We start from the raw sequence: 25,682 nt of genomic DNA, 5'->3' as shown, positions 1-25,682 counted from the left end.
AAAAGCCCGGGCAAAACAGCCACGGGCTCAGTCTGGACTCACTATGGAGGCACCGTGAAGGCATTGCAAGGCGTTGAAGGACATGTGGAATGGGTCGAGGAGCCAAGTCCGGCCCTTGATGTGGGGCAGGTACGTATCAAAGTGGCTGCGGCGGGTTTGAATCGGGCCGATCTTTTACAGCGTGCGGGGATGTATCCGCCGCCGCCGGGCGTCACCGCGACGCTGGGCCTGGAGTGTTCGGGGGTGATCGCCGAAGTCGGTCCGGGCACCTCGTGGCTGGTCGGTGACCGCGTCTGCGCGCTGTTGGCGGGCGGTGCGATGGCCGAGGAAGTGGTGGTTGACGGGCGGCATGTTCTGCCGGTGCCGGAAGGCCTGACGCTGCACGAGGCTGCCGCGATTCCCGAGGTGTACGCAACGGCATGGCTGAACCTGTTTCAGCTCGCCGGTTTGAAGCCGGGTGAAAAAGTATTGTTGCACGCGGGCGCAAGTGGGGTTGGTTCAGCCGGTATTCAGCTTTGCAAAGCGTTCGGCAACCCGGTCTGGGTCAGCGTCGGCTCGACCGAGCGTCTGGCGTATTGCGTCGAACTGGGTGCGCAGGGCGGTGTGGTGCGCAGCGAAAGCCTTGAGGGCCTGAACGATTTTGCACCGTTCAACGTCATCCTTGACCCGGTCGGCGCCAATTACGCCGAGCTCAACGTCAAGCTGCTGGCTCTGGACGGCCGTTGGGTGCTGATTGGCATCATGAGCGGGCGTGAGGCCAAAGTGGACCTGGCGCATGTGCTGGGCAAGCGCATCCAGTTGATGGGCTCGACGTTGCGCAGTCGCGATGAGACGTTCAAGGCCGATCTGATCAGCGATCTGGGTCAGCACGTCTGGCCGCTGTTCACCGAAGGCCGCTTAAAGCCGCAACTGGCAAAATCCTTTGCGATCAAGGATGCCGAAGCGGCGTTCGAGGAACTGGCGACCAACAAGGTGTCCGGCAAGATCGTGCTGGTAATTGACGAAAGCCTGGTCTGATTCAGAGACGCGCCTGATTCAGACCCAGGTGTGCACCGGCCAGCCAGCCTGCTGTGCATGTTCCAGCAAGACAGGATCAGGGTTGACCACATTGGGGTGGTCAACCTTGAGCAGCAGCGGCAGGTCATTGCGCGAATCCGAATAGAAGCTTGCGCCCTCGAGGTTTTCCCCTTCGGCATCCAGCCATTCCATCAGCCGCGTGATCTTGCCTTCCCGGTAGGTCAGCACGCCGACTGTGGCACCGCTGTACACGCCATGTTGCACGTCCAGTTCGATACCCAGCACTTCGTCGATCCCCAGTCGTTCTGCGATGGGTTTTACCAGGTGCACACCTGATGCCGAGATCACCAGAATCCGGTCGCCTTTGGCGCGATGCTGAGCAATACATTTGCAGGCGTCGCTGTAGATGATCGGTTCGATGACATCCTCGACCCACGGGCCGACCAGATGATCGACTTCTTCCGGCGTACGACCCGCCATAGGCTCCAGGCTGAAGGCCATGAACTCTTCCATCGCCAGTTTGCCAGCGCTGTAGGCGTCCATCAGTTCGTGGTTGCGCTGCATGAACGATTCGGGGTCGACCCAGCCCAAGCGACCCATCTGCTCGCTCCAGAGCGTAGCGCAGTCGCCACCGATCAGGGTTTCGTCGAGGTCGAAAATTGCCAGGGGCATGTGTGCTTATCCTCAATATTTGTTAGATCAGCTTCAAGCTTCAAGCTTCAAGCTGCAAGTGAAGCCAGGCGTTAGGTGCTGTCAGTTCAGAACGCACAGCGCCGAGGGCTCGATGTTCAGCGTAACGCGTCGGCCGTCCGGGTGCAGGTCTTCGGCGCTGCGGTTGAGTACGTCGACCACCAGGTCCACGCCACGCGCCTGTATCCGGTAGCGGATGACGTTGCCGAGCAGACTGTGACTGCGAACCTGGCCTTCCAGTTCGCCGGTCAGGCTCAATTGGATCGATTCAGGGCGGATCGCGATGCGGCTGGCAATCGGGCGCTGCATCAGGCGCGTGGCGTCTTCGGCTTCCAGCAGGTTGTAGTTGCCGATGAAACCGGCGGCAAACACGTCGACCGGCGCGGTGTAGAGGGTTTCTGCATCGCCGCTCTGTACGATCCGGCCCTGGTTCATCAGAAAGATGCGGTCAGACATGGTCAGCGCTTCCTCCTGATCGTGGGTCACGAAAATGGTCGTCAGGCCTAATTCGCGCTGAATGGCACGTATCTGTTCGCGCAGCAGCTTGCGGATCCGCGCGTCCAGCGCCGACAGCGGTTCATCGAGCAGCAGCAGGCGCGGGCGGGTAACCAGTGAGCGGGCCAGGGCCACGCGTTGGCATTGCCCGCCGGACAGTTGATGCGGGTAGCGCTTGGCGAAATCATGCAGCTCGACCATCCGCAAGATCTCGGCGACGCGCCGTTCACTGTCGTCTGCGCTGACTTTCTGCATGCGCAGGCCGAACGCGACGTTCTGCTCCACGGTCATGTTGGGGAACAGCGCGTAACTCTGGAACACCATGCCGATATTGCGTTTTTGCGGCGTGAGCGGCACCAGGTCATTGCCATCGAGCAGAATGCGCCCGCTATTGACCGGCGTCAGCCCGGCAATGCAGCGTAGCAAGGTGGATTTACCACAGCCCGACGGGCCAAGCAGGGTGACAAATTCGCCTTTAGCGATGCGGCAGTTGATGTCGCTGAACACTGACGTGCTGGCGTAGCTTTTCTGCAGGTTTTCAATGCTGACAAAACTCATCTCAGTCTTTGTCCTTGTTCAGTCGATTGGCGGCCCAGGTCAGCACCAGCACGAAGAGGAAATAAGAGATCACCAGCGCGCTGTTGAAGTGACCGCTGCTGTTGCGCATGTTGTTCAGGTACACCTGCAGGGTTTCGTAGCGGGTGCCGACCAGCAGGTTGGCGAACACGAACTCGCCGAACAGAAAGGAGAACGACAACAGCAATGCAACCATCAGGCCTTTGCGCAAGTTGGGCAGCACCACCAGAAACGCCGCTTGCCAGGTACTGGCCCCGAGCAGTTGGGCGGCGTCCATCAGGTCGGTCAGGTTGATGGCCTGCAGGTTATTGGTGATGGCGCGGTACATGAAGGGCAGGGCAACGGTGAAATAGCAGCCGATCAGAATCCACGGCGTGCCGACCATGGCCATCGGCCCTGAGCCGTAGAGTTGCAGCAAGCCTACCGACGACACCACCGGCGGCACCGCGAACGGCAGCAGAATCAGGATGTTCATCAGCCCGTCGAGGCGCGGAAAGTAGTAGTGCACCACGAACAGCAGCGGCAGTATCAGCACCACCGACAGGATCAACGCACCGACGCAAACCAGCAACGACTGGCCGAATGCTGCCAGAAAACGCGGGTCGCTCCACAGCGCCACGTACCACTTGAAGGTCAGGCCGCTGGGCAGAATGGTCGCCGACCAACTGGTGGAAATCGAGTACAGAAAGGTCCCGGCCAGCGGCAGCAACAGGATCAGGAACAACAGGTAAACCACGGACTTGTGGTAAATGCCCGCGGGCCTTCGTTCAGCGCGAGACATGGTAGCTCCTCTTCAACAGCCACTGATGGACCACCGTCACCAGGGTCATGAGCCCGACCAGAATCATCGCCAGGGCACTGGCCATGTTCGGGTCCAGAGTAATATCGCCTGCCACCATCGCGGCAATGCGGATCGGCAGCACGTTGAAGTTGCCGGTGGTCAGGGCATATACCGTGGCGTAGGCGCCCAGCGCATTGGCCAGCAGAATCACAAACGTGCCGAGCAGCGCCGGAGTCAATACCGGCAGGCCAATGTAGCGCCAGAACTGATAACTGCTGGCCCCCAACAGCGCCGCCGACTCGTTCCAGTCCTCGCGCACGGCATCGAATGCCGGGTAGAGCAGCAGCACGCCAAGCGGGATCTGAAAGTAGGTGTAAAGGATGATCAGCCCGGTCTTGGAATACAGGTTGAAGTCATCAATGATTCCGGTCTGCTTGAGGATCAGGGTCAGTGCGCCGTTGAAGCCCAGCAGGATAATGAAGGCAAATGCCAGTGGAACGCCGGCAAAGTTGCTGGTCATGTTGGCGAACGAGTTGACGAAGTCGCGCAGCCGCGAGTCCACCTTGCGCAGCGAATAGGCGCCCAGCACGGAGATGATGATGCCGAACAGGCTCGACCAGAAGCTGATCTCCAGGCTGTACTGGATCGCCTGACGGTAGAACTTCGAGCTGAACGCCCTGGTAAAGTTTTCCCAGCCCCAGCCGGCATCGCTTTGCAGGCTGTGGATCGCCACCCAGAGCAGCGGCGCTATCTGAAATACGATGAAAAACACGGCAAAGGGCAGCAGGCACAACAGCCCCAGCCATTTGCCTCGGGAAAATCGGGTCAATTGAGCATCTCCCGGCAGACCGGTTTATCGTGAGGTACACCGAGCAGTTCGCAGATCGTGCCGCACAGGTCAGTCTGGCGCGGCGCTGCATCGACATTCAGGCTGAACGCATCACCCAGCACGAACAGCGGCACTTCGCGTTCTTCCGGCAACAGGCCGTTATGCGAGCGGTCATTGTTCATACCGTGGTCGGCGGTCACCAGCACTTGATAACCCGCGTCCAGCCAGCGTTGCAGGTAGTCAGCCAGAATGATGTCGGCGTTGCGGGCGGTGTTGCGGTATTGCGCAGTGTCGAGACCGTGCTTGTGCCCGGCGTCGTCGATATTCATGGGGTGGATCAACAGAAAATTCGGCGCGTGTTTCAGCCGCAGGCTTTCGGCGTCGGCGAACAGGTGCGAGTCCGGGTAGTGATCGGCCCAGTAGAACAGACCATGCTGAATCGGCAGGTCGGGTGCGTCGGTGTGGCGGTCGCGTGCCGTGTCGAACGGCGTGCGGTTGTACAGTTCGCTGACCCAGTGATAAGCCGCCGCTGCCGTGCTCAGCCCGGCGTCGCGGGCATAGTGAAAGATGCTGCGTCCGCGGGACAGGCGCGAGACGTTGTTATGCACGACACCGCTGTCGATAGGCGCGACCCCGGTCAATATGCATTCATACAGCGGGCGGGAGAGGGCGGGCAACTCGCACTCCAGTTTGTACAGCGCTGCCCGGCCGGCATCATGCCAGGCCTGAAGATGGCCCATCGCGTGGCGCGCCACGTCGTAGTTGAGGCCATCGAGCACGATCAGGATGACGTTGTGTTTCATGGGCGACTCGCTTAGGCAAAACGGGCGAGACTCGCTCGCCCGGTGGACACGACTCATCCTTGAGTCGCAGTGGAGGATCAGTTCATCTCGATGATGACTTGTTCGTTCCACTTCTGAGGCAGGGCCTTGGAAGTCTTTTCCCAGGCTGCTGCATCTTTGATCGGTGTTACGTTCTTGTACTGTTCGTGCGGCAGCAACTTGGCTTGTACGTCTTCAGGAAGCTTGATGTGCTCGGCACGAATCGGGCGTGCATGACCACGGGCCAGGTTGATCTGACCGGCATCGCTGAAGGTGTATTCACGCGCCAGTTTGGCGGCGTTCGGGTGCTTGGCGTATTTGTTGATGATGGTGGTGTAACCGGAAATCACCGAACCGTCCGACGGGATCAGCACCACGTAGTCATCCGGTTTGGCCATCTTGGTCCGGTAGCTCAGGCCGTTGAAGTCCCAGACCACGCCGACTTCGATTTCGCCTTTTTCGATGGTCTGAATGGTCGGGTTGGCCAGCGACAGGCGTTTCTGCTTGGCCAGATCGGTGAACAGTGCCAGGCCTGGCTCTATGTTGCTTTCATCGCCTTTCATGGCGAAAGAAGCGGCCAGCACGCCGTTTGCGGCTTGCGCGGCGGTGCTCACGTCACCAATCGAGACTTTGTATTTGCCGGTTTTCAGGTCAGCCCAGCTTTTTGGAATTTCAGAGCCGTGCAGCAGGTTCTTGTTGACGATAAAGGCGATGGTGCCGGTGTAGGCCAGCGCCCAGTGGCCTTCCTTGTCCTTGGCCCAGTCCGGAATCTGCTCCCAGGTGGTTGGCTTGTAGGGTTGGGTCACACCTTTTGCGGTCGCTATGGGACCGAACGCAGCGCCGACGTCGCCGATGTCACCGCTGGCGTTGTCTTTCTCAGCCTCGAACTTGGCGATCTCCTGGGCCGAACTCATGTCTGTGTCCATGTGCTTGAGGCCGTATTTGGCTTCCAGGTCTTTCCAGATGCCGCCCCAGTTCGCCCAGTCATCCGGCATGCCGAGGCTGTTGACCGCGCCTTCGGCCTTGGCCGCCGCTTCCAGCGTTTTAAGATCTGTGTCCGCAGCCATGACCAAAGAACTCATTGCCATGGCTGAACCGAGGAGTGATGCCAACAAAAGATGTTTCATTCGGAGCTCCTAGTGCACTTCATTTTTGCCAGAAGTGTTCGTTGCGGATTGTTTGGTCTAGATCAGCAATACCTGAGCCAACTTAGGCCTGTTGCATGACATTTTCGTGTCGGATGCAGTAGGGAAGGACCTTTTTCATGCGGCTAAGGGTTGCCTGGCGCTAAGCGTAGACCATGGGCAAGTGCTTGCTTTGCAGGGCTTTGAGAGCAATTTTCAGCGCAGTTGGCATGGTTCGTGATTCGTTCTGTCACACGACAGTCATCTGGCCAGCCTAGGCTTGCGGCGATGGAGTCAAGGGCGGTTGTCGCACTGAGGTGTGCTCCGCAAGAGGGCTGGTCTAGTCCAGGCAGGTACAGAATGCGCGAAGATGTGCCACGAGCGGTAACGACGATCTGCAGTGCCTTGCAGGAGCAGATCGAACATGGCCTGTTGCCGCACGGCAGCAAACTGCCTGCCGAGCGCAAGCTCAGTGAGGTGTTCGACACCACCCGCATCACCCTGCGCGAGGCCCTCCTGCAACTGGAGGCTCAGGGGCTGATCTATCGGGAAGAACGTCGCGGCTGGTTCATCTCGCCGCCGCGTCTGGCCTATGACCTGATTCGGCGCAGTCATTTTCACGCGATGGTCTGCGCGCAGGGAAGGGTGGCGCACACTCAGTTGCTGTCGGCGCGTCTGCAACCGGCTTCAGCGATGATCTGCGAAATGCTGGAGCTGCCTGCACTGTCGAGCGTGATTCAGATCTGCCGCGCCCGGCGTATCGATCAGCGGCTGGTGCTCTACGTCGAGCATTACCTGAGGCCGGAATTATTCCCCGGTATCCTTGATCACGACCTGAACGAGTCACTTATCGAGCTATATGCCCGCTGTTATGACGTGCATTACGGGCCGGTACGTTTTGATGTGGTGCCGACCGCGTTGCATGCCGACGCGGCTGCCGCCCTGAAGGTTTCGCTTGGCAGCCCGGGCCTGCGCATTGCACGTGTCAATTATGATCGCAAAGATCGGTTGATCGACTGTGACCTCGAATACTGGCGCCATGATGCGATTCATGTGCGCGCGATGGTCCGAGACAACTGAAACAGGCGTTGCGGGCACCTGATGTCGCCCGCAACTCAGGTGTTTCAACGTTGCGGGTTATGGCAGCTCGTGACTGGCATAGAACGCGCCCAGCACTTTGACCAGATGCGCCAGATCATGGCTGCCGGCCAGTTCGCGAATCGAGTGCATGGCGAACGTCGGCAAGCCGATGTCTACCGTGCGAATACCCAGATGACTGGCAGTGATCGGTCCGATGGTCGAGCCGCAACCCATGTCACTGCGCACCACAAAGCTCTGCACCGGGACTTCTTCGGCCATACACAGATGGCGGAAGAAACCGGCGGTTTCGCTGTTGGTGGCGTAACGCTGGTTGCTGTTGACCTTGATCACCGGCCCGGCGTTGAGCTTGGGACCATGATTGGCGTCGTGCTTGTCAGCGTAGTTGGGATGAATGCCGTGGGCGTTATCGGCCGAGATCAGCAGCGACTTCTGAATCGTGCGCACGTAATCTTCGCTGCTTGGCAACAGGCGCTGAACGATCTGCTCGAGCATCGCACCGTCTGCGCCACAAGCGGAAGACGAGCCGACCTCTTCGTGATCGGTGCACACCAGCAGGGCGGTTTCGTCGCTCTCGGTGTTGAGCAGTGCCTGCATCCCGGCGAAGCACGACAGCAGATTGTCCAGACGAGCGCCCGCCAGGAAATCACCGTTGAGGCCGACCACCGCTGCGCTCTGAGTGTCGTAGAAGCTCAACTCGTAATCGAGCACCACATCGGCGTTCAGGCCATGTTCGCGTGCCAGTTGGTCAGTCAGAAGAGCGCGGAAGTCTGCGCGCTCGTCACCGGCCACCTGCGCAAGAATCGGCGGCAGTTCGTTCTGCGGATTGATCGTCCAGCCTTCGTTGGCCGTACGGTTCAGGTGGATGGCCAGATTGGGAATGACCGCAATTGGCAGCTTGAAGTCGATCAGCTGGCTTTCAACCTTGCCATCGCGACGGAACGTGACACGCCCGGCCAGCGACAGGTCGCGGTCGAACCACGGTGCCAGCAGCGCACCGCCGTAGACTTCGACACCCAGTTGCCAGAAGCCCTGGCGTTGCAATTCCGGCTGCGGCTTGACCCGCAGGCACGGGCTGTCGGTGTGCGCGCCGACCATACGGATGCCGCCGGTCAATGGCGACTGGCGACCCATTCTGATGGCGACAATGGAAGAATCGTTACGGGTAACGTAATAGCGGCCGCCGGTCTCGATGGCCCAGGTGTCGCGTTCGTCCAGACGCTGAAAACCCGCGGCTTCGAAGTGTTGCACAAGGGTGGCGGTGGCATGAAAAGGGGTAGGTGAGGCCTTGAGGAAATCGATGAGGCCTTTGTTCAACTCGTCGCGCATAAATAGCTCCAGACAGCAATGGCGCGAGTTTACCGCATTGGCTCATTTGCTGCCTTGGGTTGCGTTCGTCGTTATGCACGCGTCTCGATGATCCCGGAAAACGGAGCGGGGATTTTGCTGACTTTGATCCTTCAAAGTCAGTCGCCGAGGGGCGAAAAGGTGACTTGAGTCTTATTGAAATCTACCTGACATCGCAGAACCCTTGTGTGACGCGGAGCGCCACAAAGAGGACGCAGAGCGTCGGTACGATAATCAGTCAGATTTGCGTATAAAGATGAGCGTTGGAGTGCGCGGGACGAGAGGTGACTGGGCCGAACGCTTACCTTGTGAGCGCGTTTGCATGAGAGCCAGTCCGGGTGTTTAGCAACCCCTCAAAACGGCGCGGGGCATTCAAACGTCAAGCGTTCGCCAGTCCCAGGATGCGTAAAGCTCAGCATGCTGGCATGCAGGCACAGGCGTGGATACGCGGCCAGCGCCTCGGGATGTGCATACAGGCCATCGCCCAGCAGCGGATGCCCGATCGACAACATGTGCACACGCAATTGATGCGAGCGGCCGGTAATCGGCGTGAGTTCCACCCGGCAATGACTGTCATGCCGCTCTACAACCTTCCAGAACGTCAACGCGTGCTTGCCTGCTTCGTGATCCACCACATGTCGCGGCTTGGTCGGTGGGTCGTAACGCAACGGCAAGTCTATGCTGCCGCTGTCCAGCGACGGCTGGCCCCAGCACAGCGCTGTATAGGCTTTCTCGGTTTCGCGATCGTGAAACTGACGCGACAGTTCGCGATGCGTGTCAGCATCACGGGCCAGCAGGATGATGCCGGACGTTTCCCAGTCCAGACGATGGACAATTCGGGCTTCGGGGTAGCCGTTTTCCTGCAGGCGGGTAATCAGGCAATCCTTGTTGTCATCGGCGCGGCCGGGGACGGAAAGCAGCAGGGTAGGCTTATCGATCACCAGAACGGCAGCGTCCTGATGAATGATGCGGATGTTCGACAACGGCATGCAACGGCCTCGAAGCGCTAGAAACGCCAACGGCGGTAAAGGCGCAGCCCCATGAGGAGTGCACCGATACCGCCGCAAGCGATTGCCTGATCAGCGATCTGGCAGGGTGATATTGAGTTCCAGAATCGAACAGCTGCCCTGGCTTTCCAGAGCAACCTGAACCTGATCGGACTCGATATTGACGTATTTACGGATCACTTCCACCAGCTCTTTCTGCAGTGCAGGAAGGTAGTCCGGGGTACTGCGCTGGCCGCGTTCGTGCGCAACGATGATCTGTAGACGCTCTTTCGCTACCGAAGCCGTGCTTTCTTTTTTGCGGTCACGAAAGAAGTCAAAAATATTCATCAGTTACCCCCGAACAGACGTTCAAAGAATCCTTTTTTCTGTACATCCAGGAAGCGATGCTCCCGGTCCTTGCCCAGCAGGCGGTCAACGGCATCGCTGTAGGCCTGACCGGCGTCGCTCTGGTCGTCCAGAATAACCGGAACGCCCTGGTTGGAGGCCTTGAGGACAGCCTGCGACTCCGGGATCACGCCGAGCAGGGTAACGGCAAGGATTTCCTTGACGTCTTCAACGCCGAGCATCTCGCCTTTGCTGACTCGCTCAGGGTTGTAACGGGTCAGCAGCAGGTGTTCCTTGATCGGGTCTTCGCCACGCTCGGCGCGACGCGACTTGCTGGCCAGCAGGCCCAGCATGCGATCGGAGTCACGTACCGACGAGACTTCCGGGTTGGTCACGACGATGGCTTCATCAGCGAAGTACATCGCCAGATGAGCACCGGTTTCGATACCCGCCGGCGAGTCGCAGACGATGTATTCGAACGATTCCTTCAGCTCCATGAGGACTTTTTCAACGCCCTCCTTGGTCAGTGCATCCTTGTCCCGGGTCTGGCTGGCGGCCAGTACGAACAGGCCTTCGATCTTCTTGTCCTTGATCAACGCCTGTTGCAGGTTGGCTTCGCCATTGACCACGTTGACGAAGTCATACACGACACGACGCTCGCAACCCATGATCAGGTCGAGGTTACGCAGGCCGACGTCGAAGTCGACGATGACTGTCTTGTGGCCGCGCAATGCGAGGCCTGTACCGATAGCGGCGCTGGTGGTGGTCTTGCCCACACCACCCTTGCCGGATGTAACTACGAGAATCTTGGCCAAGGTGAATCACCCCTAGAGGAAAAGGACGTTTAGTCCCTGAAGAGCATCTCCTGGCGCAGCGTTTGTCGAAGAACTGGAAATCACGAGGCTTGATCCTGGAAAGGTAGCGTTAAGCTATTACTTTCGACTCATATACCGACTGCCAAGCAGTGCTTGTCAGAATTTCCTACAGCCTTCACGACATTTTCGCGACGAATCAGAGATGCTTTGAAAATTGCGGCAGTATCCGTTAAAGACGAATGATGTTCAACACATCACCGGACAGGCTGACCTGCACGGGCGAGCCCCATAACGGGTCTCGGCGCAGGTCTTCGGAAACCTTGTATTGCCCGGCAATGGAAATCAGCTCGGCGCTCAGTTGCTGACAGAAGATGCGTGCCTTGGTGTCGCCCTTGATTCCTGCCAGTGCTCTGCCGCGCATCGGGCCATACACATGGATGTTGCCATCGGCGAGAAGTTCCGCACCTGGGCTGACAGGCGCGACGACAACCAGATCGCCGCCCTGAGCATAAATCTGCTGGCCGCCACGCACCGGGGAGGTAATCACCCGGGTAGGCTTGATGAGCGGCTCGGGCGGTTTTTCCGGAAGTTTCTTCGGCGCTTCGGCTTCAATCGGGTCGATAACGCGCTCACGTGCGCCAGACGGCGGAAGTACCGGAAGATCGACGGCAATGGCCGCTGCGATGTCTTCGATCCGGTTGGCGCGGATGGCCAGCGTGCGCAGGCCGTGCTGGCGACAGATGCGCACCAGTCCCGGCAGGTCCACTGGGCCTTCGTTGGGCGCGAGCTTGTCGAGGGCCAGGATCAATGGCGTATTGCTGAAGAAATTGGGGGCCTGGGCCACTTTCGCGGCCAGTTGCCTGTCGAGCGCTTCAAGGTTGCTTCGGGCCAGCTCCATCACGGTGATGGCAAGCATGCTGCCCTTGAGCTGAAATACAGGTTCAGGGTTTGGCGATTCAATCTGGCTCATGGTTGATATACACAACAGCTTGTCGCTAAAAGTGCCGTGACTTATAGCGAGAACGCCCGCGAGCCGCAAGCGGGTAGAACCGTTGTAGAATGCTCGGCCTTTGTTCTGACGGAAGCCCAAATGGATCGCCCGCGCTTTAAAGCCAGTTTCCTTCACCCTCGTTTCTGGCCATTGTGGCTGGGGCTGGGGCTTTTGTGGCTGATCGTCCAGTTGCCGTTTCGCGTTCTGCTGATCATCGGCAGGGCGCTGGGGGCAGTCATGTATCGCGTGGCCACTGATCGAAAAAATATTGCGTCGCGCAATCTGGAGCTGTGTTTCCCTCATTTGTCTGCGGCCGAGCGCAAGCGCTTGCTGAAGGAAAACTTCGCTTCTACAGGCATCGCCTTCTTTGAAATGGCCATGAGCTGGTGGTGGTCCAGATCGCGTCTGGCGAAGCTCGCCCATGTCGAAGGGCTCGAGCACCTGCAACATGCCCAGCAGAAGGGCGAGGGCGTGATTCTCATGGCGCTGCACTTCACCACGCTTGAGATCGGCGCAGCGCTGCTGGGCCAGCAGCACACCATCGACGGCATGTACCGCGAACACAAGAGCCCGCTGTTCGACTTCATCCAGCGTCGCGGGCGCGAACGGCACAACCTTGACTCACTGGCTGTCGAGCGCGATGACGTACGTGGCATGCTCAAATTGCTGCGTGCCGGGCGTGCAATCTGGTACGCGCCGGATCAGGACTACGGCGCCAAACAGAGCGTCTTCGTGCCGCTGTTCGGCATTCAGGCGGCAACCGTGACCGCGACCAGCAAGTTTGCCCGACTGGGGCGCGCCCAAGTGGTGCCGTTCACTCAGCAGCGCCTGGCCGACGGCAGCGGCTATCGGTTGGTGATTCATCCGCCGCTGAAAGATTTTCCCGGTGAAAGCGACGAAGCCGATTGCCTGCGCATCAATCAATGGGTAGAAAGGGCTATCACAGAATGCCCGGAACAGTATCTTTGGGCCCATCGACGTTTCAAAAGTCGCCCGGCCGGTGAACCGAAGCTATACAAGAAACATAAATAAAAAGCGTCGTTGATCACCGAGGTCAGTTGTAGATGCCAGATCCCGCAGTAGTGACCCGTGCTGTAAGTGATGTCGAGCCTGTGACCGGGCTCATTTTGTCAGGTGGCGGTGCTCGTGCCGCTTATCAGGTGGGCGTACTTGCAGGCATTGCCGACCTGTTGCCGCCCGGGTCGCCGAACCCCTTTCCAGTCATCGTCGGCACCTCTGCCGGGGCCATCAACGCCGTCAAGCTGGCCAGTGGCGCCCTGCATTTTCGGATTGCCATTCACCAGTTGACCGAGTTCTGGCAGTCATTTCGCAGCCATCAGGTTTTACGCAGCGACTGGGGCGGGGTCATTCATCAGGCCAGCCGGTTTTTTGGCCGCAGCCTGATGGGCTTCGGGCGCAATATTCCGGTTGCCCTGCTCAATAGCTCGCCGTTGCGGGACCTGCTCAACGAGCGGCTGGACCTTTCCGGTATCGAAGCCGCCATTGACGCTCATCATTTGCGCGCCGTGGCGGTGACCGCATTTGGTTACGAATCAGGCCAGGCGGTCACGTTCTATCAAGGCCGCGGCACCATCGAACCCTGGCTGCGCCATCGGCGCATTGGTCGACCGACACAACTGACCGTGGATCACCTGCTCGCCAGCTCAGCCATTCCGTTGCTGTTCGCCCCGGTGATGCTGGACGATGAATACTTTGGTGACGGTGCGGTACGTCAGTCGGCGCCGATCAGCCCGGCGCTGCACCTGGGGGCCAATCGTGTTCTGGTCGTGGGCGTCAGTGGCAACCCGCGCGGGCTTAAAACCGAACGACCGGCACCGCGCCTGCCCGTTGGTGTGCAGCCAACGCTGGCACAGATCAGTGGCCATATGCTCAACAGCACGTTCATTGACAATCTGGAAAGCGATATCGAGTTGCTGGAACGCCTGAACATGGCCAGTTCGTTGCTGCCCGATGATCAGATCAGGCAACCGGGCATGGAGCCGGTCGAAGTGCTGGTCATTTCACCGAGCCGCCCACTGGACGAAATCGCCGCCCGGCACCGCCGCGAATTGCCCCCCGCACTCCGAACCTTCATGCGCGGTCCGGGCGCGACCAAGAGCAGTGGTGCCAGTGTGCTGAGCTATTTGTTGTTCGAGTCGGGCTACTGCAGCGAGCTGATTGAACTGGGCCGTCACGACGCCGTTGCCCAGGGTGCAGAATTGAAACGCTTCCTGCGCCTGAAATAACGCCTGCGCGGCAGAAGCAAACTCTGCCGCAAGGCGCTGTTATTCAGCCGGTACTCAAGGTGTTACTTGAGCCGCTGCACCTGTAACCGGCCACACGGCGGGCCACTCAACTGCTCGCCGGTTTCCAGGCTGAACACCGAAAAGTGCAGGGGGCAGGTGATGGACCTGCGCTGTTCATTGACCACCCCATGCTCCAGCCATCCTTCACGGTGCGGGCAGTTGCTCGGCACGCGATACTCCTCCTGATCGATGCGCACGGTGAAGGCCTCTGGGCGTCGAAACTCAGCAGGCTCGTTCAAGGATCGCCTCCTTGTTGAAATGCTTGAGACGACGGGCCTTGTCTACGGCCATGTCGAACGCCGAATTGGTGATCTCGCGGCCCATACAGATACCGCGCCAGGCTTTCACCGGGTCCAGATCTCCGCTGACGTCCATGGCCTTGAGCAGGCGCTGACCCTCGATGGCACGGAAAACGTCGATATGAACGTGTTCCGAATAGTAAGTGTGAGCCTGTATCTGCAAGCGCTCGCAGAGCTGGGTGTAACACTCGAAAAAGAACGGCACCACAGTCTCGAAGTATGTGATGACCCCAGCGAACCATGACGGGTCGTCGGCGCGCATCGCCAGCCAGCAGAACATATTGGGAAACGTGAAGCCGGCGCTGGAATTGGCCTCGACGTAGAACGGCAGGTCCAGCGGCATTTCCAGTTCGCTCAGCAAGTCTTGATAGAGCGTGGTATGCGAGCGTTTGAGATTTCCCGAGCCGAACTCGTCAATCATCATGCGCAGCATGGGCATCTGCGCGGGCAGGCTGAGTCTTGGCATCAGGTGGTAGAAGACCTGCGCTTCGGTCAGGCCATCCAGGGCAAACTCCTGAACCAGAATCCGGAACTCGTCGAGCGTCATGTCAGTGGCGACGTACTGGGCGCTGGGCGGTACTTCGCTGCTCTCCAGTTCGACCAGTTCAACCAGCTTCCTGCGCAGGCTGGCGAGGTCGGCCGGAGCATCCGCTGTCATGCTGCGTTCGATGGCGTCGTCGATCCAGCCTTGCTCGAAAGCAAGAATTTCCCGGGGGATGGGTACCAGCTTTTCGATAAGCGCCCGGTTGGCCAGAAACAGTTGCTTGTGCATGCTTTCCATCACGCCGCCTCCCTGGTCAGAACCCGGTCGCTGTTGATCACGCCACGGGCTTTGAGCTCGCGCTTGATCTGGGCGTACCAGTCCGGCGCGCTCAGCAGATAACGTTCGTTAAGCGTCGCGATTTCGTGACTGAGCGCTGGCTGTTGCCGGACAGTTGCTTGCCGACAGAGCAGTGGTTCCAGATTGGCGAGAGAAACCACATTGCCATCTGACTCCAGCTCCCCTGCCAGTTGCGTTTCCCAGCCGATGAAGTAGTCGACGCCCTGTTGCCGAATCGCGTCCACCTGATCCTGTGGGCGAGATATCGAAGGTGAGTCCTTGAGGCCGATGACCCTGGGCAACTGGGCAATGGCGTTGAGGGTGGCTAAGGACTTTTCGTTACCTGACAACGCGGCCTTGTTGTACATGAAGATGTCCAGCTGCGTCGCGTCATGAATGGCCTGGTAATGGTCGATAATCGCCTGCTGGCTGATGCCGGGTGTGAAGGGCGAGGTGAACATGACTGCCCGCGCGCCTGCCTCCTGAGCCAGCCGGGCAAAGTCCAGCACCTCTTGTGTGGAGCTGCGTTCAATCCCGGCGATGACCAGCTTGTCGCCTGCATGCCGTAGCGTCATTTCCAGCATTTGCAGCCATTGCTGGCGCGACAGCCGCCAGCCCTCTCCAGAGGTCAGGCACGGGATGTAGCCATCTACGTGGGGTGCCAGGCTGTTAAGGAGACGTTTCAGGCTGGTTTCGCAGACCTGTTCCTGCTCGTTCAGGGGCGTAATCAGCGGCACCAGAATGCTTTTACCCGACATGTTGGAAGTCCTCATTGCGGATCACCAGGGCGCACGACTGCTCATAGAGACGTTGCAGCATCTCCGGGAACGCAGGCCGTTCGGGCGTGTTTTCAAACGGCTGGAGGAAAGGCTGCAACACCTGCAGGCGCAGCAACTCCAGGTCGTGGGTATAAAACGGCAGTTCGTGCTCCAGCACCTGCGCCGCGAGCAGTTTCTTCTCGGCGGGCAAGCCCTTGAACAGCGAGTCATTGGCAGCGCGCTGGAGTACCTGTTCACTGCAGCCCTGGCGCTGGATGGCCATGTCGGTATGCAGCACATCCATGAACGGGTAATAAACGTCCTGCAGGGCTCGGCTTTTCTTCCAGATAATGGCGTCGCAGATGCCTACCTGGGCGAAATTCATCTGCACGCTGCTTGTGTAGAAACGCGAGAAAAACCCCAGGCATTTGTCGCGCACGCCAGGGTCTGCATGGTGCATACCCATGAAAACCGTTGCGTCGATCATTGGCAGGCGCAGGTTTGACATGGATCGCTCAGACATGGAAATGCTCCAGCGCATGGGCGATCATCTGGACGGCGGCATCGAACTCTTCCGGTTTACGTGCCAGCGCCAGCCGAATGTAACGCTGACCTTTTTCGGGCTGGCTCCAATAGAAGTATTTACCCGGCAGCACGTAGACGTCCCATTGCAGCAGATATGTTTGCAGCTCATCGGCGTCGATACCTGCCGGCAGAATCTCGAACCACGCGACGCTGGTGTCGATCATCGGCTGCATGTACTTCAACACCTTGCCCTCAAGACAGTCTCGAGCCCTGCGGCGGTTGACCTCCAGCACAGAGCGCACGGAGTTGAAGTCATCGTCGTTGCTGTCTTCGATATAGCGCGTCACCACGTTGAGGATGAACGGTGAGACGTTCAGTAGAACGCTGGTGACGATGCTGTAGATCTCGGCGTTGATGTCCTTGCTGGCCATGAGCGTGGCGCATTTGGTGTCTTGCAGGGGCCAGGTCTTGCCGGTGTCTTCCATGATCAGATAGCGCGTGCCGATATCGTCGAGTATCGCGTACGCGTCCACGCGCTCGCGTCCTGCGGCCATGAAAAACGAGGCGAAGCAGAAGTCGAGTATCAGCAGTTTGTTGTAATCCCGGCAGTACCTGGCCACTTCCACGAAGGTGTCCGGGCCGTCGGCAAACAGGCTTGAGCCGGTCGGATTATTGGGGTCCACAAGAAAGATGGCGTCCAGCCCGATAGCCGCTTTCTGCAGGTTTGCGTACACCTCGCTCGACGAGCTGAACAGGCTTTCATCCAGCGGCGACATGGGCACTTCCATGTGCTTCAACAGATCGTGCAGGTTATCGAAACACGGCTCGATCAGGCCCACACTCAGGGTGTTCTTGCGCAGGTACGTTGCGGTAATGTGCATGGCGATGGAGGCTGCGTAAACGAGGTAAATCTCGTCGTGGCGCTTCAGGGCATGGTGCTGTCCGTGGAAGGTAAAAAAGGCACGAATGAAAGCCTGCTCACTCTGGTATTGCGTCTGGTTCTGCGCCTGATACCACAGCTCGGGCAGGCTGGCGACGATCATGCGCTGGGTGTCGCTCTGATCCTGGTGCGTGTGGGCATCGGCCAGGTTGAAACGGGTCTTGAGGGCAGAAATTTCGTGTTGGGTAATATCTTCCAGAACAGGCATTGCTCTTGAAGAATCGATACTGGCTAACAAGCTATTCATACCATTATCCCTATGGTGTCGTTATTGTTTGAGCCGGAGCCGTTCCGGATGTCCAGAACGCCTGAGCAGATTTCCTTATTTTGGGCCGAAATAACACTGTACCTAGGTGCACGCACGCAGTTGTTATTGTTTCGAACGGTTTACCTGTTCCTAGGTACAGTAGATTTTAAGCGTTAAATACGTGATTCTTTCTACATGTTGCACAGGGTGGAGGGCGTTATGTCGAGCGGGTTTGAGTTTCAGGCGGCCAGTTACGTTCATATGCCCGTTGAGTTGCTGGAGTCGCTGTATTCCATGCGTAAGAATATTTTTTCAGACCGGCTTGAATGGAATGTTCGTGTCAGTGATACATTCGAGTTCGATGAGTACGACAATGCCGATGCGACGTACCTGGTCGGTAGCTGGAACGGCATTCCACTGGCCGGATTACGGCTGATCAACACCTGCGACAGCTATATGCTTGAAGGCCCTTTTCGCAGTTTTTTTGATTATCAGCCACCCAGGAATGTTCGCGTTGTTGAGTCCAGTCGTTTCTTTGTCGACACGATTCGCGCTCGTTCGCTGGGTATTGCGCATGCATCGCTGACCGGGATGCTGCTGTTCGCCCTGCACAACCACGTGGCGTCGTCTGGCCTGGATTCAGTCATCACGGTGGTCAGCAAGGCGATGGCGCGAATTGTGCGCAAAGCCGGATGGGTCTACAGGGTTCTGGCGACCGGAGAAGCAACGCCTGGCGAAACAGTGCTATTGCTGGAAATGCCCGTGACGGCTGATAACCACCGTCGCTTGCTCGATAACATTGCCCTCAGGCAGCGTGTTACGGATGACCTGCTGCGCTGGCCGATAGCGCTCGGTCCATCGGGTTGCGCGCAACGGGCCTGCGTCTCAGACCATGCCCATCTTGATGGCCTTGTAAACGGCCTGCTTTGCAGTGCGGACCTCGAGTTTGCTTGAGACGTTGGACATGTGAAATTTTACCGTGCGTTCCGATATGGAAAAGATCTCGGCGATTTCGCTATACGCCTTGCCCATTGCCACCCATTTCAGGATGTCTGTTTCGCGGCTGGACAACTTGCAATTCGCGGTGGGCGGAAAGAGTTCATGGGGCGCTCTGGTCTTGATCAGGCGATCGTGGAAGCGAATGAGGCTCATCTGAATATCAGCGGCCTTGTCACGGATGCGCTGGTCGAAGTCATGCTGCTGCTTGGCATTGCACAGGCTCAGAGCGGCAAAAAGCCCACTGGCATCGTGCAGGGTGAAAGTGGCCCCCGAGGACAATTGATATTTAGCCGATCGTTTCAGGAAATCATCGGTTTCGACGCACTGAACAGCGTTTCTGGCTTCCCTCCAGAAGAAGGGTGTAATGCTGTGCCAGGCATGTTTGATGATCGGGTCGATCAGGTGGTAGTTGGACGCAATATAAGATTTCAACCATGAGTCGGGATAATTGGAAAGGATGATGGGCTTGGCTTTACGGGCCTTGGGCGTGGTGAAATAGGCATACGTAAAGTCGCCAATATGATGCAGGTCGTTTTCAAAGTCTTCGATGAGTTGGCGAAGCGGAGCAGGGGCGCCGTTGATCTTTAACGGTGGACAGTCAAGTTGGTTTTTCACGGTATGAACCTCCATGTAATACCTTGTTTATTGTTTTGTTTTTTTCTCGGTTTGGCCGCACTCATTATCCTCATTTGTATTTTTAGTAGTACATGAAAACCTGAACCACGTGTGTTTTTTGTTATTGAACAAGGAGTTAGGTGTAAGAAATCTCATTCATCAGGCATTGGCAAGTGAACAGGTGCGTTTTCGAGCGCTGAGCCTTGTGGGGCAATCATGTGTGCATAAGGTTTTTGATTGCGATTGCAATCATATTCCCCGTCTCATTAAGCTGTAAGGTACTTGTCCGACAGCAAGGAGTCATGATGAACGCCGCAAATGGCCATCCGTTGGCAACGCAGACCCGGGCGGCAGCGCTGGCTTGCATGGAAAAGGTTCAGACAGTGGCAGGGCTTGGGTTGCAGGGGTGCTGTTCGCCGCTGTTCGCGATGGCCGACATCGTCGAGCGCCTGACCAGAGACCCGTCCACTTCACGTCGTGTATCGGTGGTGTGCGCCAGCAGGCACATGTCTAGTGAGCAGGAGGGCATGCTTTCCAGCGCCTGGCCTTTGAAGTTTGCCGCTCAGGCCGGTGCAATCGAACTGCCACTGATCTACATGATCAGCAGCGAAACTTCGGCTCAGTTGAGCGCTTTTACGTCGGAATCGTCCGAGCGTGGAATTTTCTGCAATGACATCGAGACGCTGCCTTCTCGCTGGCCCAAGGGTGCTCATCCCTGGTTGCCGCTGTGGTTGCTGTCGAATCGCAAATGCCAGCCTTATGACCCTGCTGATGCCTCCGAGGCGCGGGCGATCACGCTGCATGCGCTGCGCAGCCTCTACGTCGAAGGCCACAGCGGTTTCTACTACATGGCGCTGCATGACGAATCCAGTGACGCGGTCAGCGCGCTGAACGAGGCCCAGGTGGCGGCGGCGGTGCAGGGCATGTATCGGCTTGGCGATGCCGTTTCCGGTGATGCCGGCACGCGTGTGCGTCTGTTGGGGGCGGGGCTGGCGCTGCGCTCGGTGCGCCAGGCGGCAGGTTTGCTCAGGGAGCACTGGGCTGTCGATTGCGAAGTCTGGAGTTGCCCAAGCTATACCCGGCTGGCGCGCGAAGCCGGATCGGCCAGACGCTGGAACCGTTTTCATCCGGGGCAGGCCCGACGGTCCTGGCACTTGCGTGATTGCCTGGGTGAAAGGCAAGACGCTGTCGTGGCGGTCACCGGTTATCCGCAGGCCGTCGTGGAGCAGTTGCGTGAGTATATGCCCGGCCGTTTCATGGGTGTGGGCGCTGATTCTTCTGCGCTGCACGGCTTGGCTGCACTCAGCCCGGAGTGGATCGTGGTTCAGGCGCTCACCGCTCTCGCCGAGGGCGGGCAGCTGGGTTACGAGCCTTTTGAGCAGGCCCTGCAACGTTATCGGCTTGCCTGATGTCAGCCCTTGGCGCCGCTTTGCCGGGCTGCCAGCGCAGCACGCTCCAGTGCGTCGGCAAACACCTGGCGTTGCTGGCCGTCGAATTGCGCCAGAAACAGCTCGGCCACTGCCGTCTGGTAGATCTGCCACATCTGTTTGCGCAGCGTTCGGCCCTTCTCGGTAATCGCTGCGACAGCGCCTCGACCGTCACTGTCGGAGCGGCGGCGTTCCACCAGCCCTTCGCTTTCGAGGCGGTCGACAAGGCGGGTCAGGTTGTAGCGTTCGATGGCCATGACATCGGCCAGTTCATGCATGCGCCGCATGCCCTGAGGGCCGCTTTCCACGCCCCAGAGCGCGTCGTACCACGCGTAGGGTGGCAGTTCGGCTGCGGCCAGACGTCGTTCGATTTCGCGGATCAGACAGCGGTGCGCCTTGACGAATCTGAACCACGTATCCGGTTCGGCTGACGACATGAATCACCTGGATCTGAAGTTCTAGAGGGTTGCAATAGTAACCGAACGCGGGCTAAATTCCGGCATGTGATTGCAATTGCAATCAGATTTTTCAAGGCAGACGCCTGTCTGGCGTTCACTGCCGCATCAAAGTAGGAGACGACGATGGCACAGCAACCCCGGTTTCTTGACGAGGATCCGCAAGAAACCCGCGAATGGCTCGAATCGATCGAGTCGGTACTCAACAGTGAAGGGCGTCCGCGCGCGCACTACCTGATCGATCAGTTGCTGGACTTCGATGTCGCCCAACACGGCGATTTCTATGGTCGGGTCACGACGCCCTACGTCAATACCATTCCCCTCGACCGCCAGCAGCCTTATCCGGGCGATCTGCAGGTTGAAAAGCGCATCAATGCCTTCATCCGCTGGAACGCGCTGGCCATGGTGCTGCGTGCCGGCAAGCATTCCGGTGTCGGTGGCCACATTGCTTCCTATGCGTCTGCGGCAGTGCTTTACGATGTTGGTTTCGATCACTTCTTTCGCGGGCGTACCGAGCAGTTCGCCGGTGATCTGGTTTACATCCAAGGCCATTCCTCGCCAGGCATCTACGGCAGGGCTTATCTGGAAGGTCGCCTGAGCGAAGAGCAACTGGATAACTTCCGTCGCGAAACCGACCGCGACGGTATTTCGTCCTATCCGCATCCGCGTCTGATGCCGGACTTCTGGCAATTTCCCACGGTTTCGATGGGCCTGGGGCCGATTACGGCGGCGTATCATGCGCGCTTCATGCGCTATCTGGAAAACCGCGGGCTCAAGGAGCATCAGGGCCGCAAGGTCTGGGCATTCCTTGGCGATGGCGAAATGGACCAGCCCGAGTCTCAGGCAGCCGTTGCACTGGCCGGACGCGAAAAGCTCGACAACATCATCTTCGTCGTCAACTGCAACCTGCAACGTCTCGACGGGCCGGTGCGCGGTAACAGCAAGGTCATTCAGGAGTTCGAAAGCCTCTACCGCGCCGCTGGCTGGAACGTCATCAAGGTCATCTGGGGCGGCGGCTGGGATGCGCTGCTGGAGAAAGACAAGAGCGGTTTGTTGCGTCAGCGCATGATGGAATGCGTGGACGGTGAGTACCAGAACTACAAATCCCAGAATGGCGCTTACGTGCGCGAGCATTTCTTCGGCAAATACCCGGAGTTGCTGGAACTGGTCAGCGACCTGAGCGATGACGACATCTGGAAGCTCTCGCGCGGCGGTCACGACCCGGAAAAAGTCTACAACGCTTACGCAGCCGCCATGCGCCACCAGGGCGGACCGACCGTGATCCTGGCCAAGACAGTCAAAGGCTTCGGCATGGGTGAGGCGGGTGAAGGGCAGAACATCAACCATCAGTTGAAGAAACTGGGCGCTGATGCGATCAAGGCTTTCCGTGACCGTTTCGCGCTGGACATCACAGACGATCAATTGGGCGACATGCCTTACCTCAAGCCTGCCGAGGGCAGTACCGAGGCGCTATACCTCAAGGCCCGTCGCGCGCAACTGGGCGGGTACATTCCGGCGCGTTTCAGTGATGCCGCCACCTTGCAGGTCCCGCCGCTCTCGGCGCTGGATACCCAGCTCAAGAACACCGGCGATCGCGGTATATCGACGACCATGGCCTTTGTGCGCATCCTGTCGACGCTGCTCAAGGACCCGAACATCGGCAAACTGATCGTGCCCATCGTGCCGGACGAGTCCCGCACCTTTGGCATGGAGAACCTGTTCCGCCAGATCGGTATTCATTCCCACGTCGGTCAGTTGTACACGCCACAGGACGCGGGGCAACTGAGCTACTACAAGGAAAGCACAGACGGGCAGATCATGCAGGAAGGGCTCAACGAGTCCGGTGCCATTTCCTCATGGATCGCGGCCAGTACGTCCTATGCCAACCACGGCGTGATGACCGTGCCGTTCTATATTTTCTATTCGATGTTCGGCTTCCAGCGCGTGGGTGATCTTGCCTGGGCGGCGGGTGATGCCCGGGCGCGGGGGTTTCTGCTGGGGGCCACGTCAGGCCGGACCACACTGATGGGCGAGGGCCTGCAACATGACGACGGCCACAGCCATGTGATGTCATCGACGATACCCTGCTGCGTGTCGTACGACCCGACGTTTGCGTTTGAGCTCGCGGTGATCATTCAGGACGGCATGCGCCGCATGTTTGCCGAAAACGAAGACATTTATTACTACATCACGTTGCCCAACGAAAACTACCCGCACCCTGATCTGCCCGAAGGTGCCGAGCCCGGCATTCTCAAAGGCATGTACCCTTTGCAGGCCAGTGCATCGATCAACACCGGCAAGCACGTGCAACTGATGGGCTGCGGGTCGATCCTGCTGGAGGTCATCGCCGCCGCCCGCTTGCTGGAGGATGATTTTGGCGTGAGCAGCGAAATCTGGAGCGTCACCAGCCTTACCGAGCTGCGTCGTGAAGGCCAGGATGTGGAGCGCTGGAACCTGCTTAATCCCGAGCAGGAGCCGCGTCTGAGCTACGTGGAAAGCTGCCTGGCAGACAGGGAAGGGCCGGTTGTCGTGGCGACGGATTACATGAAGATATTCGCCGATCAGATTCGCCCGTTCGTGCCCCTGCGCCGCTTTGTGGCACTGGGTACCGATGGCTTTGGCCAGTCTGATACGCGTGAGTCGCTGCGTCACTTCTTCGAGGTAGACCGTTACTTCGTCGCGGTGGCGGCGCTAAAGGCGCTGGCCGATGACGGCAAGGTTGAACGCAAGGTCGTGGCGCAAGCCATCGAACGCTACAAAATCAACCCTGACAAGCAGAACCCGGTGCTGGTCTGAGGCTGGTTTAAAGGGGTTATGAAGGTATCGTCTGACCGGCCCTTTCGCTTGCTCATGAAAGGGCCGTTGAAGGCAGCCGATAATGTTGACGGCTGGACTCAGTCACGCCGTCAGACGATCTTCCCGGAAGTCACGCAGCGCCTGTTCGATCTCTTCACGGGTGTTCATAACGAACGGCCCGTATTGCACGATGGGCTCGCGCAGAGGTTTGCCTGCAATCAACAGCACTCGCGCACCGTGGGTGCTGCTGATCTGCAATTGACCTTCGCCAGACAGGCGCGCCATCTGGCGAGTAGCCACGGCTTGCGGGCTGCCCTCGATCTCGATACTGCCTTCGTACACATACAGCAACGCGAGGTGTCCTTCGGGCACCTGCGGGCTGATGCGACTGCCGGCGGGCATATGGAAGTCCAGGTACAGCGGCTCGGTGTCCGGGCGCTGCACAGCCCCGGCCTGTCGAACCGTGCCATCGTCGAAATGCCCGGCGATCACTACCACCTGCACACCGCCTTCGGTGGTCAGTCGAGGGACGTTTTCCGGCTGGATGTCCTGATAACTGGCTTCGTTCAGCTTATTCTTGCCCGGCAGGTTCAGCCATAGCTGAAACCCACGCATGGTGCCTTCTTCCTGTTCGGGCATTTCGCTGTGAATGATTCCGCGTGCTGCGGTCATCCACTGCACACCGCCACCCTGCAGCAGGCCGACATTGCCCATGTGGTCTTCATGGCGCATACGCCCTTCAAGCATGTAGGTCACGGTCTCGAAGCCGCGATGCGGATGGGGCGGAAAGCCTGCGATATAGTCGCCGGGCTTGTCCGATCCGAACTCGTCGAGCATCAGGAACGGATCGAACAGCTCGATGCCCCGGCCGCCGAAAACGCGCGTCAGTTTCACCCCTGCACCGTCTGAGGCAGGTTGGCCCGCCTGAATGGACAGCACTTTACGAAATTGAGTCATGTAAACAGAACACTCCTTATCAGATGATCGTGATAATGAGTGTCATGGTATGCGGGTCTGGTTGATAAACAGATTCAAATCCCGGGAGGGAATGATCGTATTTATCGATGTATTGCCGAGTGATGCCTGGTTATCAATCAGAATAAGCCTGCCCCGAAACAGCCTCCGGGACAGGTTTAAATGCTGCGGATGATCAGTGCGTGCTGCCCTGCGCCGACATGGACAACAGCTGTTTTTCCTGATTCCAGTCAAACGGCTCGTCGTTCTGTTCAGCTTCGTAACGGCGCTCTTCCAGGGCCTGATACAGTTCGATTTCATCATCGGGCATGAAGTGCAGGCAGTCACCGGCAAAAAACCACAGCAGGTCGCGAGGCACCAGGTGCGCGATTTGCGGGTAGCGCTGAATTACCTGGCACAGAATGTCCTGGCCCAGGTACTGGCTTTCGATAGGGGCCAGCGGCAGTTGCTCGACCAGTTCGTCGAAGCGCTCCATGAACAGCGCATGGCTTTCTTCCGGAACCTGCTCGGCCTCGCCCAGCGCGACCAGGATGCTGCGCAGGTGTGCCAGCAGGCCAAGTTGGTGATCGAGAGTGGCGTCGGCCATCGGGGTAATCCTCAAATGC

27 protein-coding genes are annotated in these 25,682 nt (G+C 58.6%); 7 read left to right on the top strand and 20 right to left on the bottom strand.

The window, feature by feature from the left end:
- Positions 1 to 54 precede the first annotated feature (54 nt).
- Positions 55 to 1,017 carry an NAD(P)H-quinone oxidoreductase gene (locus tag PSPTO_RS20120; protein WP_005739770.1) on the top strand — a complete coding sequence of 321 codons (963 nt, stop codon included), beginning with the start codon at positions 55 to 57 and terminating at the stop codon, positions 1,015 to 1,017.
- A gap of 18 nt (positions 1,018 to 1,035) precedes the next feature.
- Here the strand turns inward: PSPTO_RS20120 and PSPTO_RS20115 are convergent, their stop codons facing one another.
- The 6 genes from PSPTO_RS20115 to PSPTO_RS20090 all read right to left on the bottom strand — a co-directional run bounded on the left by PSPTO_RS20115 (position 1,036) and on the right by PSPTO_RS20090 (position 6,336).
- Entirely contained in the window at positions 1,036 to 1,689 is a 654-nt protein-coding gene (locus PSPTO_RS20115) for an HAD family hydrolase (protein WP_003382736.1), read from the bottom strand.
- 81 nt (positions 1,690 to 1,770) lie between these two features.
- On the bottom strand, positions 1,771 to 2,760 hold the full coding sequence (locus tag PSPTO_RS20110; protein WP_005770464.1) for an ABC transporter ATP-binding protein: 990 nt from the start codon (positions 2,758 to 2,760) through the stop codon (positions 1,771 to 1,773).
- A 1-nt stretch (position 2,761) separates the two neighbouring features.
- A complete protein-coding gene (locus PSPTO_RS20105) occupies positions 2,762 to 3,559 on the bottom strand; it encodes an ABC transporter permease (protein WP_005770465.1) in 798 nt (265 codons plus the stop codon).
- Positions 3,546 to 4,388: an ABC transporter permease gene (locus PSPTO_RS20100; RefSeq protein ID WP_005770467.1), complete on the bottom strand. Its 843-nt coding sequence runs from the start codon at positions 4,386 to 4,388 to the stop codon at positions 3,546 to 3,548. The genes PSPTO_RS20105 and PSPTO_RS20100 overlap by 14 nt, the downstream gene beginning before the upstream one ends.
- Complete coding sequence (locus tag PSPTO_RS20095) at positions 4,385 to 5,191, bottom strand: alkaline phosphatase family protein (protein WP_046463458.1); 807 nt, start codon at positions 5,189 to 5,191, stop codon at positions 4,385 to 4,387. The genes PSPTO_RS20100 and PSPTO_RS20095 overlap by 4 nt, the downstream gene beginning before the upstream one ends.
- A gap of 77 nt (positions 5,192 to 5,268) precedes the next feature.
- On the bottom strand, positions 5,269 to 6,336 hold the full coding sequence (locus PSPTO_RS20090; protein ID WP_011104766.1) for an ABC transporter substrate-binding protein: 1,068 nt from the start codon (positions 6,334 to 6,336) through the stop codon (positions 5,269 to 5,271).
- Between the two features lie 357 nt (positions 6,337 to 6,693).
- Between PSPTO_RS20090 and PSPTO_RS20085 the strand changes: the two genes are divergently transcribed.
- Positions 6,694 to 7,413: a UTRA domain-containing protein gene (locus tag PSPTO_RS20085; RefSeq protein WP_011104765.1), complete on the top strand. Its 720-nt coding sequence runs from the start codon at positions 6,694 to 6,696 to the stop codon at positions 7,411 to 7,413.
- A gap of 57 nt (positions 7,414 to 7,470) precedes the next feature.
- Here PSPTO_RS20085 and PSPTO_RS20080 read toward each other — a convergent pair whose 3' ends face one another.
- The 5 genes from PSPTO_RS20080 to minC all read right to left on the bottom strand — a co-directional run bounded on the left by PSPTO_RS20080 (position 7,471) and on the right by minC (position 11,894).
- A complete protein-coding gene (locus tag PSPTO_RS20080; protein WP_011104764.1) occupies positions 7,471 to 8,760 on the bottom strand; it encodes a M18 family aminopeptidase in 1,290 nt (429 codons plus the stop codon).
- 371 nt (positions 8,761 to 9,131) lie between these two features.
- On the bottom strand, positions 9,132 to 9,767 hold the full coding sequence (locus PSPTO_RS20075; RefSeq protein ID WP_005770474.1) for an RluA family pseudouridine synthase: 636 nt from the start codon (positions 9,765 to 9,767) through the stop codon (positions 9,132 to 9,134).
- A 90-nt stretch (positions 9,768 to 9,857) separates the two neighbouring features.
- Positions 9,858 to 10,112, bottom strand: a complete 255-nt coding sequence (minE, locus tag PSPTO_RS20070) for a cell division topological specificity factor MinE (RefSeq protein WP_002552653.1) — start codon at positions 10,110 to 10,112, stop codon at positions 9,858 to 9,860.
- Positions 10,112 to 10,924: a septum site-determining protein MinD gene (minD, locus tag PSPTO_RS20065; RefSeq protein WP_003382726.1), complete on the bottom strand. Its 813-nt coding sequence runs from the start codon at positions 10,922 to 10,924 to the stop codon at positions 10,112 to 10,114. Before minD ends, minE begins: the two co-directional genes overlap by 1 nt.
- Positions 10,925 to 11,153: 229 nt before the next feature.
- Positions 11,154 to 11,894, bottom strand: a complete 741-nt coding sequence (minC, locus tag PSPTO_RS20060) for a septum site-determining protein MinC (protein ID WP_011104763.1) — start codon at positions 11,892 to 11,894, stop codon at positions 11,154 to 11,156.
- A 120-nt stretch (positions 11,895 to 12,014) separates the two neighbouring features.
- Between minC and PSPTO_RS20055 the strand changes: the two genes are divergently transcribed.
- Entirely contained in the window at positions 12,015 to 12,947 is a 933-nt protein-coding gene (locus tag PSPTO_RS20055) for a lipid A biosynthesis lauroyl acyltransferase (RefSeq protein WP_007245818.1), read from the top strand.
- 32 nt (positions 12,948 to 12,979) lie between these two features.
- Positions 12,980 to 14,161 (top strand): patatin-like phospholipase family protein, encoded by a 1,182-nt coding sequence (locus PSPTO_RS20050; RefSeq protein ID WP_007245819.1) that lies wholly within the window; start codon positions 12,980 to 12,982, stop codon positions 14,159 to 14,161.
- Positions 14,162 to 14,223: 62 nt separating this feature from the next.
- Here PSPTO_RS20050 and PSPTO_RS20045 read toward each other — a convergent pair whose 3' ends face one another.
- The 5 genes from PSPTO_RS20045 to PSPTO_RS20025 are packed head-to-tail and all read right to left on the bottom strand — an operon-like array spanning position 14,224 to position 17,810.
- Complete coding sequence (locus PSPTO_RS20045; RefSeq protein ID WP_005770478.1) at positions 14,224 to 14,460, bottom strand: Rieske (2Fe-2S) protein; 237 nt, start codon at positions 14,458 to 14,460, stop codon at positions 14,224 to 14,226.
- Positions 14,444 to 15,301, bottom strand: a complete 858-nt coding sequence (locus PSPTO_RS20040) for an iron-containing redox enzyme family protein (RefSeq protein WP_011104762.1) — start codon at positions 15,299 to 15,301, stop codon at positions 14,444 to 14,446. The genes PSPTO_RS20045 and PSPTO_RS20040 overlap by 17 nt, the downstream gene beginning before the upstream one ends.
- Complete coding sequence (locus PSPTO_RS20035; RefSeq protein WP_011104761.1) at positions 15,301 to 16,098, bottom strand: dihydrodipicolinate synthase family protein; 798 nt, start codon at positions 16,096 to 16,098, stop codon at positions 15,301 to 15,303. Before PSPTO_RS20035 ends, PSPTO_RS20040 begins: the two co-directional genes overlap by 1 nt.
- Complete coding sequence (locus tag PSPTO_RS20030) at positions 16,088 to 16,606, bottom strand: DUF6190 family protein (protein WP_024668316.1); 519 nt, start codon at positions 16,604 to 16,606, stop codon at positions 16,088 to 16,090. The genes PSPTO_RS20035 and PSPTO_RS20030 overlap by 11 nt, the downstream gene beginning before the upstream one ends.
- A gap of 7 nt (positions 16,607 to 16,613) precedes the next feature.
- Positions 16,614 to 17,810: an aminotransferase class I/II-fold pyridoxal phosphate-dependent enzyme gene (locus tag PSPTO_RS20025; protein ID WP_007245823.1), complete on the bottom strand. Its 1,197-nt coding sequence runs from the start codon at positions 17,808 to 17,810 to the stop codon at positions 16,614 to 16,616.
- Between the two features lie 219 nt (positions 17,811 to 18,029).
- Here PSPTO_RS20025 and PSPTO_RS20020 point away from each other — a divergent pair, with 219 nt between their 5' ends.
- Positions 18,030 to 18,764 carry an acyl-homoserine-lactone synthase gene (locus PSPTO_RS20020; RefSeq protein ID WP_011104760.1) on the top strand — a complete coding sequence of 245 codons (735 nt, stop codon included), beginning with the start codon at positions 18,030 to 18,032 and terminating at the stop codon, positions 18,762 to 18,764.
- Here PSPTO_RS20020 and PSPTO_RS20015 read toward each other — a convergent pair.
- Positions 18,696 to 19,439, bottom strand: coding sequence for a helix-turn-helix transcriptional regulator (locus PSPTO_RS20015; protein ID WP_011104759.1), 744 nt, complete (start codon positions 19,437 to 19,439; stop codon positions 18,696 to 18,698). The genes PSPTO_RS20020 and PSPTO_RS20015 overlap by 69 nt on opposite strands.
- 290 nt (positions 19,440 to 19,729) lie before the next feature.
- Here PSPTO_RS20015 and PSPTO_RS20010 point away from each other — a divergent pair, with 290 nt between their 5' ends.
- The gene (locus PSPTO_RS20010) at positions 19,730 to 20,833 is read left to right on the top strand and encodes a transketolase-like TK C-terminal-containing protein (protein WP_005770657.1); all 1,104 of its coding nucleotides are present in this window, start codon (positions 19,730 to 19,732) and stop codon (positions 20,831 to 20,833) included.
- 2 nt (positions 20,834 to 20,835) lie between these two features.
- Here the strand turns inward: PSPTO_RS20010 and PSPTO_RS20005 are convergent, their stop codons facing one another.
- Positions 20,836 to 21,288 (bottom strand): MarR family winged helix-turn-helix transcriptional regulator, encoded by a 453-nt coding sequence (locus PSPTO_RS20005; protein WP_005770656.1) that lies wholly within the window; start codon positions 21,286 to 21,288, stop codon positions 20,836 to 20,838.
- A 144-nt stretch (positions 21,289 to 21,432) separates the two neighbouring features.
- Between PSPTO_RS20005 and aceE the strand changes: the two genes are divergently transcribed.
- Entirely contained in the window at positions 21,433 to 24,102 is a 2,670-nt protein-coding gene (gene aceE / locus PSPTO_RS20000; RefSeq protein ID WP_011104758.1) for a pyruvate dehydrogenase (acetyl-transferring), homodimeric type, read from the top strand.
- Between the two features lie 102 nt (positions 24,103 to 24,204).
- Here the strand turns inward: aceE and PSPTO_RS19995 are convergent, their stop codons facing one another.
- Entirely contained in the window at positions 24,205 to 25,059 is an 855-nt protein-coding gene (locus PSPTO_RS19995) for a pirin family protein (RefSeq protein ID WP_005770654.1), read from the bottom strand.
- 193 nt (positions 25,060 to 25,252) lie between these two features.
- Entirely contained in the window at positions 25,253 to 25,663 is a 411-nt protein-coding gene (locus PSPTO_RS19990) for a PA2817 family protein (RefSeq protein ID WP_005770653.1), read from the bottom strand.
- Between the last annotated feature and the right edge of the window lie 19 nt (positions 25,664 to 25,682).

The organism is Pseudomonas syringae pv. tomato str. DC3000 (genome assembly GCF_000007805.1).
Taxonomy (GTDB): domain Bacteria; phylum Pseudomonadota; class Gammaproteobacteria; order Pseudomonadales; family Pseudomonadaceae; genus Aquipseudomonas; species Aquipseudomonas avellanae.
Note: the sequence above shows the minus strand (reverse complement) of the source record. Positions and strands in the feature narration are given on the sequence as shown.

What these genes read in the sequence shown, in the direction of transcription:
- PSPTO_RS20075 (WP_005770474.1), bottom strand. Translation starts at nt 9,767, where the DNA reads ATGCCGTTGTCGAACATCCGCATCATTCATCAGGACGCTGCCGTTCTG.
- PSPTO_RS20095 (WP_046463458.1), bottom strand. Translation starts at nt 5,191, where the DNA reads ATGAAACACAACGTCATCCTGATCGTGCTCGATGGCCTCAACTACGAC.
- PSPTO_RS20035 (WP_011104761.1), bottom strand. Translation starts at nt 16,098, where the DNA reads ATGTCGGGTAAAAGCATTCTGGTGCCGCTGATTACGCCCCTGAACGAG.
- PSPTO_RS20115 (WP_003382736.1), bottom strand. Translation starts at nt 1,689, where the DNA reads ATGCCCCTGGCAATTTTCGACCTCGACGAAACCCTGATCGGTGGCGAC.
- PSPTO_RS20080 (WP_011104764.1), bottom strand. Translation starts at nt 8,760, where the DNA reads ATGCGCGACGAGTTGAACAAAGGCCTCATCGATTTCCTCAAGGCCTCA.
- PSPTO_RS20025 (WP_007245823.1), bottom strand. Translation starts at nt 17,810, where the DNA reads ATGAATAGCTTGTTAGCCAGTATCGATTCTTCAAGAGCAATGCCTGTT.
- PSPTO_RS20005 (WP_005770656.1), bottom strand. Translation starts at nt 21,288, where the DNA reads ATGTCGTCAGCCGAACCGGATACGTGGTTCAGATTCGTCAAGGCGCAC.
- PSPTO_RS20050 (WP_007245819.1), top strand. Translation starts at nt 12,980, where the DNA reads ATGCCAGATCCCGCAGTAGTGACCCGTGCTGTAAGTGATGTCGAGCCT.
- PSPTO_RS19995 (WP_005770654.1), bottom strand. Translation starts at nt 25,059, where the DNA reads ATGACTCAATTTCGTAAAGTGCTGTCCATTCAGGCGGGCCAACCTGCC.
- PSPTO_RS20110 (WP_005770464.1), bottom strand. Translation starts at nt 2,760, where the DNA reads ATGAGTTTTGTCAGCATTGAAAACCTGCAGAAAAGCTACGCCAGCACG.
- PSPTO_RS20040 (WP_011104762.1), bottom strand. Translation starts at nt 15,301, where the DNA reads ATGGAAAGCATGCACAAGCAACTGTTTCTGGCCAACCGGGCGCTTATC.
- PSPTO_RS20010 (WP_005770657.1), top strand. Translation starts at nt 19,730, where the DNA reads ATGAACGCCGCAAATGGCCATCCGTTGGCAACGCAGACCCGGGCGGCA.
- minE (WP_002552653.1), bottom strand. Translation starts at nt 10,112, where the DNA reads ATGAATATTTTTGACTTCTTTCGTGACCGCAAAAAAGAAAGCACGGCT.
- PSPTO_RS20055 (WP_007245818.1), top strand. Translation starts at nt 12,015, where the DNA reads ATGGATCGCCCGCGCTTTAAAGCCAGTTTCCTTCACCCTCGTTTCTGG.
- PSPTO_RS20090 (WP_011104766.1), bottom strand. Translation starts at nt 6,336, where the DNA reads ATGAAACATCTTTTGTTGGCATCACTCCTCGGTTCAGCCATGGCAATG.
- PSPTO_RS20015 (WP_011104759.1), bottom strand. Translation starts at nt 19,439, where the DNA reads ATGGAGGTTCATACCGTGAAAAACCAACTTGACTGTCCACCGTTAAAG.
- aceE (WP_011104758.1), top strand. Translation starts at nt 21,433, where the DNA reads ATGGCACAGCAACCCCGGTTTCTTGACGAGGATCCGCAAGAAACCCGC.
- PSPTO_RS20085 (WP_011104765.1), top strand. Translation starts at nt 6,694, where the DNA reads ATGCGCGAAGATGTGCCACGAGCGGTAACGACGATCTGCAGTGCCTTG.
- minC (WP_011104763.1), bottom strand. Translation starts at nt 11,894, where the DNA reads ATGAGCCAGATTGAATCGCCAAACCCTGAACCTGTATTTCAGCTCAAG.
- PSPTO_RS20020 (WP_011104760.1), top strand. Translation starts at nt 18,030, where the DNA reads ATGTCGAGCGGGTTTGAGTTTCAGGCGGCCAGTTACGTTCATATGCCC.
- PSPTO_RS19990 (WP_005770653.1), bottom strand. Translation starts at nt 25,663, where the DNA reads ATGGCCGACGCCACTCTCGATCACCAACTTGGCCTGCTGGCACACCTG.
- PSPTO_RS20105 (WP_005770465.1), bottom strand. Translation starts at nt 3,559, where the DNA reads ATGTCTCGCGCTGAACGAAGGCCCGCGGGCATTTACCACAAGTCCGTG.
- PSPTO_RS20030 (WP_024668316.1), bottom strand. Translation starts at nt 16,606, where the DNA reads ATGTCAAACCTGCGCCTGCCAATGATCGACGCAACGGTTTTCATGGGT.